At 73.4% G+C, this 16,903-nt stretch carries 10 protein-coding genes; 5 read left to right on the forward strand and 5 right to left on the reverse strand.

All coding sequences use genetic code 11. The features are described 5' to 3' along the window. Positions 1 to 6: 6 nt before the first annotated feature. Entirely contained in the window at positions 7 to 1,887 is a 1,881-nt protein-coding gene (locus WME83_RS25360) for a phosphoenolpyruvate carboxykinase (GTP) (protein ID WP_437322041.1), read from the reverse strand. 677 nt (positions 1,888 to 2,564) lie between these two features. On the opposite strand from WME83_RS25360, the gene WME83_RS25365 reads away from it, so the two are divergent. The 3 genes from WME83_RS25365 to WME83_RS25375 are packed head-to-tail and all read left to right on the forward strand — an operon-like array spanning position 2,565 to position 4,841. Continuing rightward, positions 2,565 to 3,386 (forward strand): SAM-dependent methyltransferase, encoded by an 822-nt coding sequence (locus WME83_RS25365; protein WP_437321863.1) that lies wholly within the window; start codon positions 2,565 to 2,567, stop codon positions 3,384 to 3,386. A 12-nt stretch (positions 3,387 to 3,398) separates the two neighbouring features. Next, positions 3,399 to 4,535, forward strand: a complete 1,137-nt coding sequence (locus WME83_RS25370) for a tetratricopeptide repeat protein (RefSeq protein ID WP_437321864.1) — start codon at positions 3,399 to 3,401, stop codon at positions 4,533 to 4,535. 15 nt (positions 4,536 to 4,550) lie between these two features. Next, positions 4,551 to 4,841 carry a hypothetical protein gene (locus WME83_RS25375; protein WP_437321865.1) on the forward strand — a complete coding sequence of 97 codons (291 nt, stop codon included), beginning with the start codon at positions 4,551 to 4,553 and terminating at the stop codon, positions 4,839 to 4,841. Positions 4,842 to 4,900: 59 nt separating this feature from the next. Here the strand turns inward: WME83_RS25375 and WME83_RS25380 are convergent, their stop codons facing one another. The 4 genes from WME83_RS25380 to WME83_RS25395 all read right to left on the reverse strand — a co-directional run bounded on the left by WME83_RS25380 (position 4,901) and on the right by WME83_RS25395 (position 11,484). Then, positions 4,901 to 6,388, reverse strand: coding sequence for a complex I subunit 4 family protein (locus tag WME83_RS25380; RefSeq protein WP_437321866.1), 1,488 nt, complete (start codon positions 6,386 to 6,388; stop codon positions 4,901 to 4,903). After that, positions 6,385 to 7,818, reverse strand: coding sequence for a proton-conducting transporter transmembrane domain-containing protein (locus tag WME83_RS25385; protein WP_437321867.1), 1,434 nt, complete (start codon positions 7,816 to 7,818; stop codon positions 6,385 to 6,387). The genes WME83_RS25380 and WME83_RS25385 overlap by 4 nt, the downstream gene beginning before the upstream one ends. Beyond that, positions 7,808 to 10,951 (reverse strand): YbcC family protein, encoded by a 3,144-nt coding sequence (locus WME83_RS25390; protein ID WP_437321868.1) that lies wholly within the window; start codon positions 10,949 to 10,951, stop codon positions 7,808 to 7,810. Before WME83_RS25390 ends, WME83_RS25385 begins: the two co-directional genes overlap by 11 nt. A gap of 191 nt (positions 10,952 to 11,142) precedes the next feature. Next, positions 11,143 to 11,484 (reverse strand): hypothetical protein, encoded by a 342-nt coding sequence (locus WME83_RS25395; RefSeq protein ID WP_437321869.1) that lies wholly within the window; start codon positions 11,482 to 11,484, stop codon positions 11,143 to 11,145. Between the two features lie 330 nt (positions 11,485 to 11,814). On the opposite strand from WME83_RS25395, the gene WME83_RS25400 reads away from it, so the two are divergent. Both WME83_RS25400 and WME83_RS25405 read left to right on the forward strand, forming a co-directional pair. Then, positions 11,815 to 13,566 (forward strand): nitroreductase, encoded by a 1,752-nt coding sequence (locus WME83_RS25400; RefSeq protein WP_437321870.1) that lies wholly within the window; start codon positions 11,815 to 11,817, stop codon positions 13,564 to 13,566. Between the two features lie 459 nt (positions 13,567 to 14,025). Then, positions 14,026 to 16,704 carry a protein kinase domain-containing protein gene (locus tag WME83_RS25405; RefSeq protein WP_437321871.1) on the forward strand — a complete coding sequence of 893 codons (2,679 nt, stop codon included), beginning with the start codon at positions 14,026 to 14,028 and terminating at the stop codon, positions 16,702 to 16,704. Positions 16,705 to 16,903 lie beyond the last annotated feature (199 nt).

Below are 16,903 nucleotides of genomic sequence, written 5' to 3' on the forward strand. Positions count from 1 at the left end.
GCGGTTCTACGAGGCGCTCGCCTCGCCGTCGTCGTCGTGCTCGTCGAGGTAGCGCTCGGGCGCGAGCTCCCACCGCTCCGGCGAGCGCCAGAGCTGCGACAGGAGCAGCTCGCGCATCAGGAAGAACTCCTTGGGCAGCCGGTCGTAGAGCCGCTCGAAGAGCTCCCGGTGCGAGCCGAACTCGACCTTCCACGCCTCCCGGTCCACCGCCATGAGCTGGTAGAACTTCTCCTTCGAGAAGCGATCCATGCCCCGCCACTCGATGTCCTCGTAGCGCGGCATCCAGCCGAGCGGGCTCTCCTCGGCGAAGCCGCGGCCGTGAACGCGATCGACGATCCACTTGAGGACACGCATGTTCTCGCCGAAGCCCGGCCAGAGGAAGTTGCCCTGATCGTCCTTGCGGAACCAGTTCACCGAGAAGATGCGGGGCGGATTGACGATCTGGCGCCCCATCTGCAGCCAGTGGTTGAAGTAATCGCCCATGTGGTAGCCGCAGAAGGGCAGCATCGCCATCGGGTCGCGGCGGACCTGGCCGATGTTGCCGGCGGCCGCGGCCGTCATCTCCGAGCCGATCGTCGCGGCCATGTACACGCCGAAGCTCCAGTTGAACGACTGGTACACGAGCGGCACCGTCGTCGCCCGCCGCCCGCCGAAGACGATCGCGCTGATGGGCACCCCGTTGGGGTCGTCCCAGCGCGGATCGAGCGAGGGACACTGCGTCGCAGGGGCCGTGAAGCGCGCGTTCGGGTGGGCCGCCTTGCGCCCGCAGTCCGGCGTCCAGGGCTTGCCCTGCCAGTCGATGAGCTCCGGCGGCGGCTCGTCCGTCATCCCCTCCCACCAGACGTCGCCGTCGGGCGTGAGGCCGACGTTCGTGAAGATCGTCCCCTTCCGGATCGCCGCCATCGCGTTCGCGTTCGACTTCTCCGACGTCCCCGGGGCCACGCCGAAATACCCCGCTTCGGGGTTGATCGCGTAGAGCTGCCCGTCGCGCCCGGGCTTCATCCACGCGATGTCGTCGCCCACCGTCGTCACCTTCCAGCCCGCGAACGCCTTCGGCGGGATGAGCATCGCGAAGTTCGTCTTGCCGCACGCGCTCGGGAACGCCGCCGCGACATACGTCTTCTCGCCCTTCGGCGACTCGACGCCCAGGATCAGCATGTGCTCGGCGAGCCACCCCTGCTCCCGGCCGAGCACCGAGGCGATGCGCAGCGCGAAGCACTTCTTGCCGAGCAGCGCGTTGCCGCCATAGCCGCTCCCGTACGACCAGATGAGCCGCTCCCCCGGGAAGTGGACGATGTACTTGTGCTCCGCGTTGCACGGCCACGGCACGTCCGCCTGCCCCGGGGCGAGCGGCATGCCGACCGAGTGCAGGCACGGGACGAAATCGCCGTCCCCGAGCGTGTCGAGCACCTTGCGCCCCATGCGCGTCATGATCCGCATGCTCGCGGCGACGTACGGCGAGTCGCTGAGCTCCACGCCGATGTGCGAATAGGGCGAGCCCACCGGGCCCATGCTGAACGGGATGACGTAGAGCGTCCGGCCGCGCATCGACCCGGCGAAGAGCCGGCGCAGCGTGGCCTTCATCTCCTGCGGATCGGCCCAGTTGTTCGTGGGGCCGGCGTCCTGCTTGCGGCGGCTACAGATGAACGTGCGATCTTCGACGCGGGCCACGTCGCTCGGGTCCGAGCGCGCGAGGTAGCTGTCGGGGCGCTTCTCCGGGTTCAGGCGGATGAGCGTGCCGGCCTTGACCATCTGGTCGCAGAGCGCGTCGTACTCCTCCTTGGAGCCGTCGCACACGTGCACGTTGTCCGGCTGGCACAGGGCGACGACCTCCGCGATCCACTGCCGGAGCTTCTCGTTGGCGATCGACGTCCGGAGCCCCGGGATCGAGACCGGCGGCGGCGGCTCCGAGTGGACCGAGTTCTGGCTGCTCTGGCTGGCTGCTACGGACACTGGCGTACCCTCCTGGCTCTCTGGGTCGAGCGTGTCTGCAAGGCGCAGGCCCTGCCCGCCCATTCGTCGATTCTGGCCGAAATGCGCCCGGTTGGCTGCACCGATCCTCCCTGAGCCCGGCTGCCTCGGCGTGTCGCGCGCACCAGGTGCGCCCCGGAGCACCCCTTGCGCCGGAGGACGCGCCGACCAGCGCGCCGAGGACACGCCCGCGCGACGCGCCCGTGATGCGGGCGCGCTGCCGGCCGCCGTCGCGCCCGTACCGCGTGGACGATGGTCGCCGCGTGAGCGGGCAACCTCGCAGCGGACGCGCCCGAGGACCGCGGCGCGTGCGGGCCGGGCCGCGCGCGCCCCGCGGCGCCCGCGGGAGCAACGCGCGCTCGGGTAGTGGTCAAATTTGAACATGAAGGCGGGAAGGCAGGAAGAAAACATGAATGATCTTCCCGCCTTCCCGCCTTCATGTGGACTCTCCCCGGGCAAAGTTGACCACTACCCGCGCTCGATTGATCCTGGAGCGACGCCACGTTAAGGGAAATATGGATCCATGCGGTCGGGGGAACGGCGGTCGATCGCCCCTGCGGCCGAGGCGTGGACGCCGGCACGGGGCAGAGCGCATGTCAACCAGCGGGTCTCTCGTCGTCGTGGGCATCGGCATCCAGTGGGCCGGCCAGACGACCCTCGGCGCGCAGCGCGCCATCCAGCGCGCCGATCGCGTGCTCTTCGCGGTCGCCGACGCGTGGGCCGCGCGCTGGGTGCGCAGCCTGAACCCGGCGGCCGAGTCGCTGCCCTACGGGGAGGGCAAGACGCCGCGGCGGTCGATCTACGCGGCGATGGTCGAGCGCATCCTGGCGGAGGTGCGCAAAGGGCTCAAGGTCTGCGCGGTGTTCTACGGGCACCCTGGCGTGCTCGCGAGCGCGGCGCACGAGGCGATCCGGCAGGCGCGCGACGAGGGGTTTCCGGCCCGGATGCTGCCCGGCGTCTCGTCCATCGACTGCCTCTTCGCCGATCTCGGGCTCGACCCTGGCCGGGACGGGCTCCAGCTCTTCGAGGCGACCGACTTCCTCATCCGGGGGCGAGAGATCGACGCCCGCACGCCGCTCGTGCTGTGCCAGATCGGCGGGGTCGGCAACGCCGGCGTGTTCGACCCCTCGGACGCCGCCCGCATCCGCGGCGGGCTCGAGGCCCTCGTCGAGCGCCTGTCCCAGACCTACCCGGCCGCCCACGAGGTGGTGGTCTACGAGGCGGCCGCGCACCCGCTGGCGTCACCCCGCCTGGACCGGGTGGCGCTCGCGGCGCTCGCGGCGGCGCCGGTGGACGACATCTCGACGCTGTACGTGCCGCCGATCGCGCGGGCCCGCGTCGACCCGGAGGTGCTGGAGCGCATCGGCTGGGACGGCGGCGCCGGCGCCGGGGTGGATCCGCCGCTCGTGCACTGACGAGGTGATCTCATGGCAGAAGCAGAAGCAGAAGAAGACGAAGACAAGAGAGGGCGGCGCGAGCAGAGCAGGCGCCTCGCCCACGAGGGCGAGGCGTGCCGCAAGAACGGCCGGTACACCGACGCGATCCGGCTGTTCACCGAGGCGCTCGAGACCGACGGCGCGTACGCGTGGGCCTACGCCCACCGCGGCGCCGCCCGCGCGGCGCTCGACGACTGGGAGCCCTGCTGCGCCGATTTCAGGAGGGCGCTGGAGCTGAAGCCCGACTACGGATGGGCGTATGCGCGCTGGGGGGAAGCCCATCGGATGAACGCGAGCTACAGGCTCGGCAGGGCCGACACGCCCCCGGACTGGCGCGAGCAGCACGCGCTCATCGATCGCGGGATCGAGCTCCTCGAGCGAGCCGCCGAGCTGTCGCCGGGGAGCGCCTGGACCTTCGCCCATCGGGGCGCGGCGTACACGTACAAGTACTGGCTCGAGGTGATGCCCAGGCTGGTGCCGGCCCTGGAGCTGGATGACCGCCCCACGCCGGCGCCGGAGGCGCGGAGCGCGAGGGGCAGCGACGTCGCTGCGCGGGCGCTGCAGGACCTCGACAGGGCCCGCGAGCTCGATCCAGGCTACGCGTGGGTCTCCGCGTTCAAGGCGTGCGTCCTGGCCCTCATCGCGCGCGAGCAGCCGGACATGACGCCCGGGCTCCTCAAGGCGCGCGACTGCATGCTCGACGCGCTCGCGCTCGACGTCGACAAGCGCCTGCCCATCCACGCCGCCGCCGCGAAGCTCATGAGCTGCGCCGGGACGTTCCGTGAGTCCGTCGCCTCGGCGCTCCGCGCCGTGGAGAAGAACCCGGCGGATGTCTTCTCGCGTTACTTCGTCGCTGCCGGGCTGAAGCACATGAACGACCCCCTCGCGCCGGTGGTCATCGAGCACACCCGGAAGGTGCTCGAGTCGACGAGGAGCGAGATCGACACGATGCTCCGCGGCCTGGACGTGCTCGAAGGCCGGGAGAGCGGCAGGTCCATCGTCAGTAGGCGAAACAACCTTTCCGTCGAGGCGATCGCGCTCGTGGCCTTCGATCCCACGTGGAGCGATCTCCGCATGAAGCCGCCCTCGCCGCTCGACGGTCGAGAGCCCCAATCCAGGAACGACTGAACCCCAGGAGGACCCATGAATCGTCTCTTCGATCTGCTCACCGAGCTGAGCATCGACCCCTTCAAGCAGGCCGCGCTGGTGGCTGACGGGCAGGCCGAGCTGCTCACCGACGAGGAGCGGGCCGCGCTGGCGCAGCCGGGCTCGCCCGAGGCGCAGGCCGCGATCGCTGGGGGCGCGTGGAGCCGATGCGCGTTCATCCTCGATCCCGGCCCGGATCCGCAAGAGGATGAGGATCCCGACCCCGCCGACGTCCGGGGCCAGAGCCCTCACCCTTTCGAGGCAGATCGGCGCCACGCGGCGCGGTGACGGTCCACCACGAGCGCGGGGCCAACCCGCGCGCGCGGAGGTGAGCCAGGCGAGCGGGGCTACTCGGCGTGCCCGTGAGCCGCCGCGCCGCCCGCGTCGGCGAGGACCCGCTCGACCACCGGCGCGTGCAGCGCGAGCAGCCGCGACGGCGCCACGCCCAGCAGGACGGTCAGCCCGAGGAGCGAGAGCAGGACCGCGCGCTCGCGGAACAGGAGCGGCGCCACCCCGGCCGCGCTCCCCGCGCCGCGCGGGAGCGGGCCCAGGAACGTGCGCTGGAACGCGCGGAACATCGTGATCCCGTTGAGCGCCGTCGCGCCCAGCATCAGGATCGACGGCACGGGGTGCACGTGCAGGATCCCGTGCAGCAGCAGATCCTCGCTCACGAACGAGAGCGCCCCGGGGAAGCCGATCGCCGCGCACACGAGGAGGAAGAAGAACGCCGCCATGCGCGGCGTCCTCGCCACGAGGCCGCCGAGCTCCCGCGTGTCCGCCGTCCCCGTGCGCGCCTCGAGCGCCCAGACGACCATCGCGACCCCGGTGATCGCGATCGACGACGCGAAGCTCTGGAGCAGCGCGCCGCTCAGGCTCAGCGGGGTCATCGCGGCGATGCCGAGGAGCACGAGCCCCTTCTGGCTCGCCACGAGGTAGCCGAGCATCCGGCGGAGGTCGGTCTGCGTGAGCGCGAGGACCGAGCCGTGCAGGGCGCTGAAGAGCCCGAGGCCGGCGACGATCGGCATGTTCGCGGCGCAGCCCTCGGGCAGGAGCGGCATCACCACGCGCACGAGCACGCAGGCGCCGACCTGCATCTCGGCGAGCAGGACGGTCACGCCGAGCGGCCCGCGCTCGAGCAGCACGGGCAGCCACCCGTGGAACGGCACGGCGGCCATGCGCATCAGCACCGCGATGGCGATGAGCGCGAACAGCGGCGACTGCCACGCCTCGGGGACGCCCACCCGCGCGAGCTCCTCGACGTCGAACGGCAGCGCCGCGCCCCGCCGCGCGCCCAACACGGCGATGGCGCCGAACGCGAGCACGAGCGGCGCCGTGCCGCCGATGAGGAAGATGCGGTAGATGCGGCGGAGGAGCCGGTCGTCCGCGCCCCGCCTTCCGACCAGGCGCTCGCCCGGCAGCAGCGCGGCGACCCACGCCACGGCGAGGAGCGCGAGGTCGGCGGCGCAGTAGACGCCGAGGATCGCGCTGCACGTGGCGAGCAGCGCGGCGACCGTCCGCCGATCCAGCGCGGCGCGCGGGCCCGCCGCGAGCAGGGCGAGCAGCAGGAAGTTGAGCAGCGGGAGCAAGGCCACGGTGTAGCCGTCGAGGCCGAGCCGCAGGCGCGCGCCGAGGAGCGGCGCCGCGGGGCCGATCGCGTCGATGTCGACGGCGGCGCCGCGGGACAGCGCGAGCGGCACGAGCGCGAGCAGCAGGTTGACCGCCGCGCCCGCGAGGGCGACGCGCCGCGCGGCCCCGTCGCTGCGCGCCCGGGAGGCGATCAGCGCGGCGACGGCGGGCAGGAGGATGATCGTCGCGAGCAGCAGGAACATCGTCATGACCGGGCCCTCTTCGTGTCGGGCGCGGCGACCTCGGCGCCGCTGCCGGCGCCGGCGCCGGTGATCGCGCGCCGGCCGCCCTCCCCCTCGGCGGCGGGCTCGGGAAGGCCGCTCAGCGCCGCCACCCAGCGGCGCTCGAAGCGATCGACGAGCTGCCCGAGGCGCATGATCGGCGCGGCGACGAACCGCTGCTGCAGCGCCTCCAGGTGGAAGCGATCGAGCGCGAGCCAGTACGCGCGCCGCACGAGGGGCGCCGGCAGGAGGCGGCCGGCGAGCCCGAGGTGCGGCAGCGGATCGCCGGCGTGCGCGGCGCGGATCTCCTGCGCGTCGCGGAGCGCCGAGGGGGCGCGCAGCATCTGCAGGCACCGGAGGCACGCGTGCGCGAAGAGGTGCACGAGCGCGAGCCGGTAATACCCGAGCCCGATCTCGACGAACATGACCCCGACCTGCGACATCGTGGCGTGCGCGAGGGCGCTCTTCACGTCCGCCTGCGCCCTGCCCACCAGCGTCCCGTAGATCGCCGTGAGCGCCCCGACGCAGGTGACGACGGCGCTCGCCGCCGCCGACCGCTCGAGGAGGGGGGCGGCGCGCAGCATCAGGTACACGCCCCCGTGGACCGAGATCGCGCCGTAGAAGAGCGCGCTCGAGGGCGTCGGCCCCTCCATCGCCCTGGGCAGCCAGCTGCCCACGGGGAACTGCGCGCTCTTGCCCATGGCGGCGAAGAGCAGGCACAGCGCGAGCGCCGTCGCCCCGGCGCCGCCGAGCGCCGCGGCCGACCCGGGCCAGGGGGCGGCGCCGAGCGCCTCGCCGAAGCGGGCGGAGCCGGCGAGCGCGTGCATCAGCACCGCGCCCACGAGCAGCCCCACGTCGCAGATCCGGTAGGTGACGTAGACCCGCAGCGCGGCCCGCGCCGGGGCGGCGCGCTCGTGGAAGAAGGCCACGAGGAGCACGCTCGTGGCGCCGACGAGCTCCCAGCCGGCGAAGAGCAGGTCGATGCTCCCGGCGGACACCACCGTGAGCATGCCGGTCGAGAACAGCGCGAGCAGCAGGAAGAACCGCGCGAACCCCGCCTCGCGGTGCAGGTACGCGACCGAGAACCGGCCGGCGACGAGCGCGATCAGCGAGACGAGCACCATCATCGTCGACGACAGCCGGTCGACGAGCAGCACGACCTCGAACGCGTAGCCCGCGACCTCGAACCAGGGGCCGAGCTCCACCTCGAGGAACACCTCGGGCGAGAGGACCGCCGAGCCGAAGACCACGAGCGAGGCCGCGAGCGAGAGCGACAGCGAGGACAGCACGACGCCCGAGACGACGCGCTCGCCCGGCGTCCGCAGGAGGAGCAGGTAAGCGCCGAGCGCCGCGAACGCGACCGCCGGCGAGAGCAGGGCGAGCGCGGCGAGCCGGCCGAGGAGGAGCTCAGGCAGCATGATCGACGACCTCCCGTGGCCGCGCGGACGCGGCGCGGACGATGGCGGGCGGGACGAAGCCCGACTTGCCGGCGTACCAGTCGGCGGAGCGCTCGACCGCGGGCAGCGGCGCGCCGGGCGGCGTGAACGGGGCGAAGGCGCCCCGCTCGAGGCGCGCGATCGCGCCCGTCGCCGGATCGACGCAGGCGAGCCGGATCCAGCCGTTCAGGGCGAGCTCGCGGATCGCCGGCTGCCGCGCGCAGATCGCGAGGGCCGCCTCGGGGCTCGCCTCGACGACGACGAGCAGGCGCACCGGCTCGTGGATCTCGATCATCTGCTTCGGCAGGCCGGTGCGCAGATCGCTCAGCGAGCCGTCCATGACCCCGAGCAGCGAGGCGAGGTTGTGCGGCAGCTTGGTCCCGGCGCCGTAGCGGAGGTTGTCGACGCGGGAGAAGTAGTACTCGAGGTTGATCCCGGCCCCGACCGGGCCGGCGGCGAGGAGGACGCGCTCGAGGATCGCGCCGCTCGGGTCCTGGGTCGGGTCGTACGAGGCGAGGAACGCGCGGCGGTCGAGGAACAGCCCGCGCGTGAGCTCGCGGCGGCCGATCACGCAGACGGCGTTGGTGACGTGGCCGAGCTCGGGCCGGGCCTGGCTCAGGTCCGCCGCGCGCGCCTCGACGTGCGCGAGCGCCTCCGCGGGGCTCTGGCCCGCGGGCGCCGACGCGAAGCGGCGGCAGCGCTCGTGCGCGTGCCGCCTCCGCGCCTCGGCCAGCGCCGCGGCGAGCGCCGCGAGCTCGCCGCGGTGCGACGCCGGCGCGAGGTGCTCGTCGTAGAAGACGATCTCCTCGGTCGTCGTGTTGTTCATCCCGCCGAGGAAGAAGGTCCCCTCCGGGATGTCGATGCCGCGGCCGCGGAGGAGCGCGCGCACCTCCGGATCGTTCGCCATGGCGGCGAACAGCCGCGCGTTCGGCCCGCCCTGCCGGCCGCCGCACGCGCCGCAGTCGTACGCCGACTGGTGCGGGTTGTTGACGCTGGTGGATCCGTGGCCGAGCACCACGACGAGCGGCGCGAAGCGCCGGGTGAGCCCGATGTTCTCGAGCGTCGTGGCCACCCTGGCCGCCTTCTGCTCCGCCGTGAACGCCGGAGGGCCGCCGCCCTCGCCGCCCCGCGCGCGCGCCTCGGGGCCGTCGTGCGGGGGGCCGTGGAGGTGGGTCGGCACGGCCGGCAGGAGGCGGCGCTCGAGCGCGCGGCGCAGCCGCGCCGACGCCCGGGGGAAGAGCACGCGCGCGACGAGCGGGATCGCCGAGAGCAGCCCGAGCGTCGGCGTGAGCAGGAGGCCCCGCGAGAGGGTCCGGGTCCCGTGCCCGACCGCGTGGAGGAGGCGCGCGAAGCGCCTGCGGCGGGCCTTCCGGAGGCGGAACGCCCCCTCCTCGCGCGGCCGCTCCACGATCTCGTGCGCCGGCTCGACGCCGACGGGGCACAGGCTCATCGGGCCGGCGTCGTCGAGCCCGCGGTACCGGATCGGGACGCCGAAGAACCCGGCGACCCCGAACGTCTCGTGCCGCGGCGAGAGCTCCTCGACGTGGCGCCGGATGCCCTCGCTGCGGTCGTCGAGGCAGAGCACGAGCTGGAAGCGGGGATCGCGGGCCGCGCGCTCGTCCGCGGGGCGGCGCAGGTTGGCGGCGAGGGCGTGCAGCACCTCGACCTCGTGGCTGCGCTCGTAGGCCTCGTGCAGGACGCGTCGCCGGGCGAGCTCGCCGAACGCCTCGAGGGCCTCGAGCGCGGCGACGCGATCCGCCGCCGGGAGCGGCTCGATCTCGGCGACCGAGAGCCCGGCGAGCTGCGCGAGCTGGAACAGGGCGAAGGGCCGCTCGTGGTCGGGCGAGCGCGGCGGCGGCCCGGCGGGCCTCGCGGCGCGCCGGGCGTGCTCGGCGAGCCCGGAGAGGGGCCCCTCGAACCCGAGCCTCCGGCGCGCCACGTCGCGCAGCGCGTACCGGGCGAGGGTCAGGCGCACGGCCAGGTACTCGACGAGCGACGCGGGCGGCGCGCCCTCGGGCCGGTCGCCCGGGGCGCGCTCGAGGCGGTGGATCATGCCGGCCCAGCCGGGCAGCTCGAGCAGCACGCGCGTCAGGTAGGCCTCCCACCGGTCCTCGGCGACGCCGAGCTCCCCGAGGGCGCCCGCGACGACCGCGGCCGGGGACGCCCCGCGATCCGCGAGGCGGCGGAGCTCCGCGTCGAGCCCGGCGAAGAGCGCGTCGGCCGGGCCGGCGCCGTCCAGCACGAGGCTCGAGAACGCGCGAAAGAGGCCCCGCGCGCGGTCCGGCATCGCCCAGTGGGCGACGCCCTCGTCGAGGTAGGCGCTGAGGAGCCGGATCAGGAGCGGATCGACGAGCTCGGCCGGGTCTTCCCCGGTGAGCGCGCGCAGCAGGTCGCGGTGCGATCGATCGACGCCCACGCGATCCGCGAGCGGCGGCTCCGCGGGCGGCGCGGGCGGCAGCGGCGCGCCGCGGCACGCGTCCCACAGGGCGCGCGCGGCGAGCGCCTCCGGATCGGCGCAGCCCTCCGCGCGATCGACGCCGTCGGCTGCGTGATCGACGCCGTCCGCTCCGCGGAGGCGCGCGGCGGCCTCGGGGCGCTCCGCGAGCCAGCGCGCGGTGCGCTCGACGATGCGGCGCCGCTGCTCGGCGGGGAGGTCGGGCCGGAGCCTGCGCGTCTCCCCCACCTCGGCGATGCGCCACGTGAGCCCCGCCTCGGTCACGGCCTCGATGGGGAACCGCAGCGCGAGGCGCTCGATCTGGCGGCGCGACAGCGGCCCTCGGCCGAGGTCGGCGCGCGCGCCGGCGCCCTCCTCGCCGCGCTCGTCGTGGCGCGCGGCGAGGGCCGCCTCGACGTCCTCGTCGCGGATGCGGCCCGACGCGAGGTGCGCGCGGAGCTCGGCCTCGGAGAGGTACGGCTCGGCCTCGAAGACGTCGCTGGCCGCGGCGAGCGCCTCGTGGAACGGCAGGTGCTGGAACGCGTGCAGGGTGTTGTGGTGGACGAACACGCCAATCGGCCCCTGCGCGGGAAGGAGGTGGCCGGCGTGCTGCACGACATGGCGCAGGCGCTCCTCGAGGGGCTCGCCCGCGCCGGGATGGGATGGTGGCACGTTGCTCATGATCCCCCGCAGAATAGGCACGATCGCCCCGCGATCCCATGGCGCGCGCGACCATTTCGACGCTGACGGACTCCCCGCGACCGGATCCGCGCCGCCGCTCGCGGATCGCTCGCCGTCGGCGGCCGGCGCAGGTGTGAGGTCGATTGCGCGCGGCACGGATTTCACCGTTTGCCGCGCGTCGCGGCGCGGATTCACGCCTTGCCGGGCGGGCTCTTCAGAGCAGCCGCACGAGGAGCTGCGCCGCCACGATCTTCACCAGCGTCGCCACCGGGTAGACCGACGCGTACCCCGTGTTCGGCGCGTCGCTGCGCGCCTGCTCCAGGCTGAAGGCGAGCACCGCGGGCGAGGCCGAAGACCGGCACGAACTCGGGCAGCTGGAGCGCAGGGTCGACGGCGCCGACGCCGAGCCCCACGAACAGCACCACCGCGACGCCGAGGTGAAAGCCGCCGATCTGGAGGCGCCCGACGAGGAAGCCGAGCGCGGAGACGACGAAGAGCAGGAGGAGGGGGCTGTCCGCGAGGAGGCGAATCATCGGCTCGGGGCTCGAGGGGCAACGCGCGAAGAGAACCGGCGGTCATCTGACCATGAAGGCGGGAACGCAGGAAGGAGATCCCCCGTGTGCTTCGCGCCTCGATGAGAACATCGCTGGGCGGAGGGCAGCGCCATCCTCGCTGCTCTCCCCGCCCGACGCGCGGGGCGCTGGGCTCCCGTGTGGACGACGAGATCTCGAGATGCAGAGGACACGGCGAGAATCGGTCGAGCGAGAATGCCTCGAAGGCGGGATCGCCGATCCGCGGACGAGTCCGCTCGGCGCGGTAGCGGCGCCCCGCGCCGCTGCTACCCTGAGCGCGACGAGCGGCCCATGTCCCAAAGCCCCGTCGAGCGCGCGCTCTCATATCATACGCGCACGAAGCATCACCTGAGGCGTTATGCGCGCGGCCCGGGCGCCATGGACTGGAGCACGCAGCCGGATCCATTCCGCACCTTCGAGGGCGCCCCGGTCGTCCCCTTGCCGCTCCGCGCCGGCGGGCTCGCCGCGGCGTACCGGGATCTCTACCGCCCCGGCGCGATCCCGCCGGCCGCGGTCGAGCTCGATTCCATCGCCGCCCTCTTCGAGCTCTCGCTCGGCCTCTCCGCCTGGAAGGAATACCGAGGCTCGCGCTGGGCGCTCCGCTGCAACCCCTCGAGCGGGAATCTCCACCCGACCGAGGGATACCTCCTCTCGGTCGGCGCGCCTGGGCTTCCGGCGGGCGTCTATCATTACGTGAGCCGCGATCACGCGCTCGAGCGCCGATGCGCGCTGGGCGCCGGCCCTGCCCGCGCGCTCGCGGGGCTCCTCCCGGCCGGCGGCTTCCTCGTGGGGCTGAGCTCCGTCCACTGGCGCGAGGCGTGGAAGTACGGCGAGCGGGCGTTCCGCTATTGCCAGCACGACGCCGGTCACGCCATCGCCGCCGTCCGCTACGCCGCGGCCGCGCTCGGCTGGTCCGCGGTGCTGCTCGACGATCTCGGCGACGGCGAGCTGTCCGCGCTGCTCGGCCTCGACCGGGCCGCGGACTTCGCGGCCGTCGCGGCGGCGGATCGCGAGCACCCGGACGCCGCGCTGCTCGTCGTGCCCGCCGCGCCGCTCGGCCGGGAGGCGGCGCTCGCCGCGGCCCGCGCGGCGGCCGCGCGCGCGGCCGAGCTGACCCGCCTCACCGGCGAGGGCGCGTGGGCCGGGCGGGCGAACGCGCTGAGCCCGAGCCACGTCGACTGGGAGGTCATCGAGGACGTCGCCGGCGCCACTTGGAAGGCCCACACCGAGGAGCCGGCCGCCCCCCTGGAGGGCGGCCTGCCGCCGCTGTCGGACGACGGCGGCGGCGCGCCGGCGTCGGAGATCCTCCGGACGCGGCGGAGCGCCACGGCGTACGACGGCCGCACGTCGCTCGGCGCCGGGTCGTTCTACGCCATGCTCGACCACCTCCTCCCCCGCCCCGGCGTGCCCCCGTGGGACGCGCTCCCGTGGGCGCCGCTCGTGCACGCGGTCGTCTTCGTGCACCGCGTCCGCGGCCTCGACCCGGGCCTCTACGCGCTCGAGCGGTCGGAGGCCGCGCACGAGCGGCTGAAGGCCGCCCTCGCGCACCCGTTCGCGTGGGAGAAGCCGCGCGGGTGTCCGGATCACCTGCGGCTCTATCGCCTCTCCGAGGCCGACCTGCGGAGCGCGGCGCAGATCGTGAGCTGCCATCAGGAGATCGCGGCCGACGGCGCGTTCAGCCTCGGGATGGTCGCCGACCTCGGCGCCACGGTCCGGGAGCGCGGCGCGCCGTGGTACCGGCGGCTCTTCTGGGAGGCCGGCGTCCTCGGCCACGCGCTGTACCTCGAGGCCGAGGCCGCGCGGGACGGCGGCGGCCGCGTGCGGGCGACCGGCATCGGCTGCTACTTCGACGACGTGTTCCACGAGCTGTGCGGCATCGCCGGCGACGACGTGCAGAGCCTTTACCACTTCACCGTCGGCGGCCCCGTCGAGGACACGCGGCTGATGACGCTCGCGCCCTACGAGCACCTCGAGCGCGCACGGCCCGCCGCGCCTCCGCCTCCGGCGCGCGGCTCCCGCGGGAGCCGCCCCGAGGCGCCCTGAGCCGCCGCCGTCACCGGCGACCGCCGACGGGCACGCGCCTCGCGTGCTCGCGACCGATCTCGGTCGCCGCGGCGCCCCGCCGGAGTACCGCAGTGCCGTCAAATAACGTCCTCACGACAAAGCGCAAACCGGCTTCGAATTCATGATGCCAGCTTGGCCGTGTCACCACAGAACTCCATCGATGCCGCGACCCGAACGGCCAGATGGCGAGCGGCTTCGCCGCGCGCTGCGCGCCCAGCCCACGCAACCCACGCAACCCAAGAAGCCCACCCGACCCACGGCGACGAGGCCCGCAGCGGTCATCGGGCCTGCGTCTCGGGCCGGGGGCGTTGACAAGGATATCGGTCTTTGCTCCCATAGCGAGTTCCCTCGGAGCGGCGCGCGCGTCTGAGGACGGCCGGGGACATGGTGGGGACGGGTCAAGACAGCTCGGACGCGGAGCCGACCCAGACGGCGATCATGGGCAAGTACCGCCCGATCGCGAAGCTCGGCCGGGGCGGGATGGGCGACGTGTTCCTGGCGATCGCGCGGGGGCCGGGGTCGTTCAACAAGCTCGTCGTCGTCAAGCGCCACCGCGGCGTGGGCGGAGACGGCGAGAAGATCGTCACGATGTTCCTCGACGAGGCGAAGCTGTCGGCGCGCCTCAACCACCCGAACATCGTCCAGACCTACGAGGTCGGCGTGGACGAGGCCGGCTACTTCACCGTGATGGAGTATCTGGAGGGCCAGCCGCTCAACGCGATCATGCGGGCGATGGCCCAGGGGGAGCCGGGCGCGGACGGCTTCACGCGCGGCGTCTGGGTCCGGATCGTGGCCGACGTGCTGGGCGGCCTCCATTACGCCCACGAGCTCTGCGATTACGACGGCACGCCGCTCGGCATCGTTCACCGCGACGTCTCCCCGCACAACATCTTCGTCACGTACGACGGCGCGGTGAAGCTGCTCGACTTCGGCATCGCCAAGGCGTCCATCAACGCGGACCTCACCGAGACCGGGAAGCTGAAGGGCAAGACGTCCTACATGGCGCCCGAGCAGGCGGCCGACAGCGCCGACATCGACCGGCGGGCCGACGTCTTCGTGGCCGGGATCGTGCTCTGGGAGCTCCTCACGCGGGAGCGGCTCTTCGGGGGCGACCCCGTGAGCGCGCTCTGGAAGCTCGCGGCCGTGGACGAGATCCAGCGGCCCTCGCTCGTCCACCCGGACATCCCGCCGGCGCTCGACGCCATCGTCGCGCGGGCTCTCGAGCGCGACCCGGCGAAGCGGTACGCGACCGCGCAGGAGATGCGCGCGGCGCTCGAGGACTACCTGCGCGCCTCCGGCGAGGACGTGCGGTCCGACGAGATCGGCGCGCGGATGCTGGCCGTGTTCGCGGAGCGCCGCGCCAGCGTGCAGCGGCAGATCAAGGCGTACATCGACCAGGGCGCGGGCCGCCCGAGCGTGATCCTGGAGCCCCGCCTGTCCCGCCCGAGCGCGATCGAGGGCTCGGACGGGCGGCGCCTCCAGGCCCTGACGCCCCTCGATGAGGAGCTCGGGCAGCGGACGGCGGGGCCGCCGCGACCCGCGCGCGCGACGTCCGACTCGACGAGCCTGAAGCCGGCCCTCCGCGCGGCCGGCACGCCGCAGCAGCGCAGCTACCTCATCGGGGCGCTCGGCGTGGCCGCCCTGATCGCGGCGGTGGCGATCTCCGCGCGCCGCCCGGACGGGCAGGCGCGCTCCGTCGCCCCCGGGGCGGCCGCGCTCGCCGGGTCCGCCGCGGCCGCGGGCGCCCGCTGCGCGGGGACGCTCCGCGTCCGGATCACGACCGGCGCCACCGGGATGGCCACCGACATCGCGCCGCCGTACAGCTACGGAGTCTACGATTACCTGCGTCACCTCAACGACAGCCAGGGGGGGATCCGCGGCTGTCCCATCGAGGTCGACATGAGGGACGCGCAGTACGACCCGGCGAGGACCGAGGAGGTCATCGCGGCGTGGCGGCGGGAGCCTGTGTGGAGCGAGGTCTCCACGCTGTTCGTCTTCGGCACCGGGCCGACCACGCGCGTCGCGCCGAAGCTCGCGGAGGAGAAGAAGCTCATCATCCCCGGCTCGTACGCCGGCTCGCTCGCCACGCCGGTGCCGATCTCGGCGGACGTGCCCTACGCCGAGTTCAACGCCCTCGGACAGAGCATCTCGGCGACAGAGCACAAGACGAGCCCGGGCTATCCGTACATCTTCTTCCCGGCCACGGACTATTCGACCGCGATCCGCATCGGGGTGAAGGCGGCCTGGAAGATCGCGCCCGGGCGCATCGCGATGGTGCACGACACGATCGATCGGTGTCTATACTGCGTCGATCCGCTGGCGGCGGGCAAATCGTACGTGGAGCACCTGCCCGGCATGCTGCTCGGCGAGGATCTCGTCGTGCCGCAGACGTCTTCGCTCGAGGACGAGGGGCTCATCGTCGAGGCGGTGACCCGCTATGTGAAGAGGGAGATCGAGAAGAAGCGGGCGGACCCGTCCTACGTCCCGACGAGCTGGTTCTGGGCGGGCAACAGCGTCGTCTCTTCGTCCTTCGTCGGGAAGGGCGCCGCCGCCGCGCAGAGGCTCATCGATCAGGCGTTTCCAGGGCACGGGTTCCCGGGGAGGAAGCGCTGGCAGCTGCGGGTGATGGCGAACAACTGGGGGATCGGCGAGCGCACGCTGTCGATCTGCGGGGCCAACTGCGCCGGCATCTTCTACGGGCTGTTCCCGGTCCCGATCTACGGCGACACGCAGCACTCGAGCGGGATGGCGGAGATGCTGCGGATCCACCGGGTGTACCGGGAGAAGGACGATCACCCGCTCGATCGATATCAGGACCAGTTCTACGTCCAGGGCCACGCGGCGGCGCTCATGTGGCGCGAGGCCGTCGAGCGGGCGGTCGACGCGGGGCGGGAGCGGCCGACGGGAGAGGACCTGAAGAGCGCGCTGGAGTCGTTCCAGAACGTGGTCCTCGACGGGATGACGGCGGGGCCGATCTCGTTCAGCCCGACGGACCATCGGCCTCAGGCGAACGAGTCGGTGTACACGATCCGCGCGAGCGGGGACGCGGGGGGCGTGGCGTTCAGGTTCGTGGACCAATACTCCATCGAGCTCGACCCGAAGTGGCTCGGGTACTGACCCCGTCCCCTGCCCCGCGAGGCTTGATGTGGACGAAGCTCCGCGGTGTTCCATCCGCCGCGTCCGTCGCTTTCTCTTGACAGCCAAGGCGCTGAGACCGCTATCGTCGAGCGTGCGTTCAGCCTCCTTCTTGCGCCGCCTCGCCCCTGTCTTGCTCACCGCGGCGCTCGGATGCCATGGCGCCGATGAGCCGCGAAGT

The organism is Sorangium sp. So ce385 (assembly GCF_051474135.1).
GTDB lineage: Bacteria > Myxococcota_A > Polyangia > Polyangiales > Polyangiaceae > Sorangium > Sorangium cellulosum_D.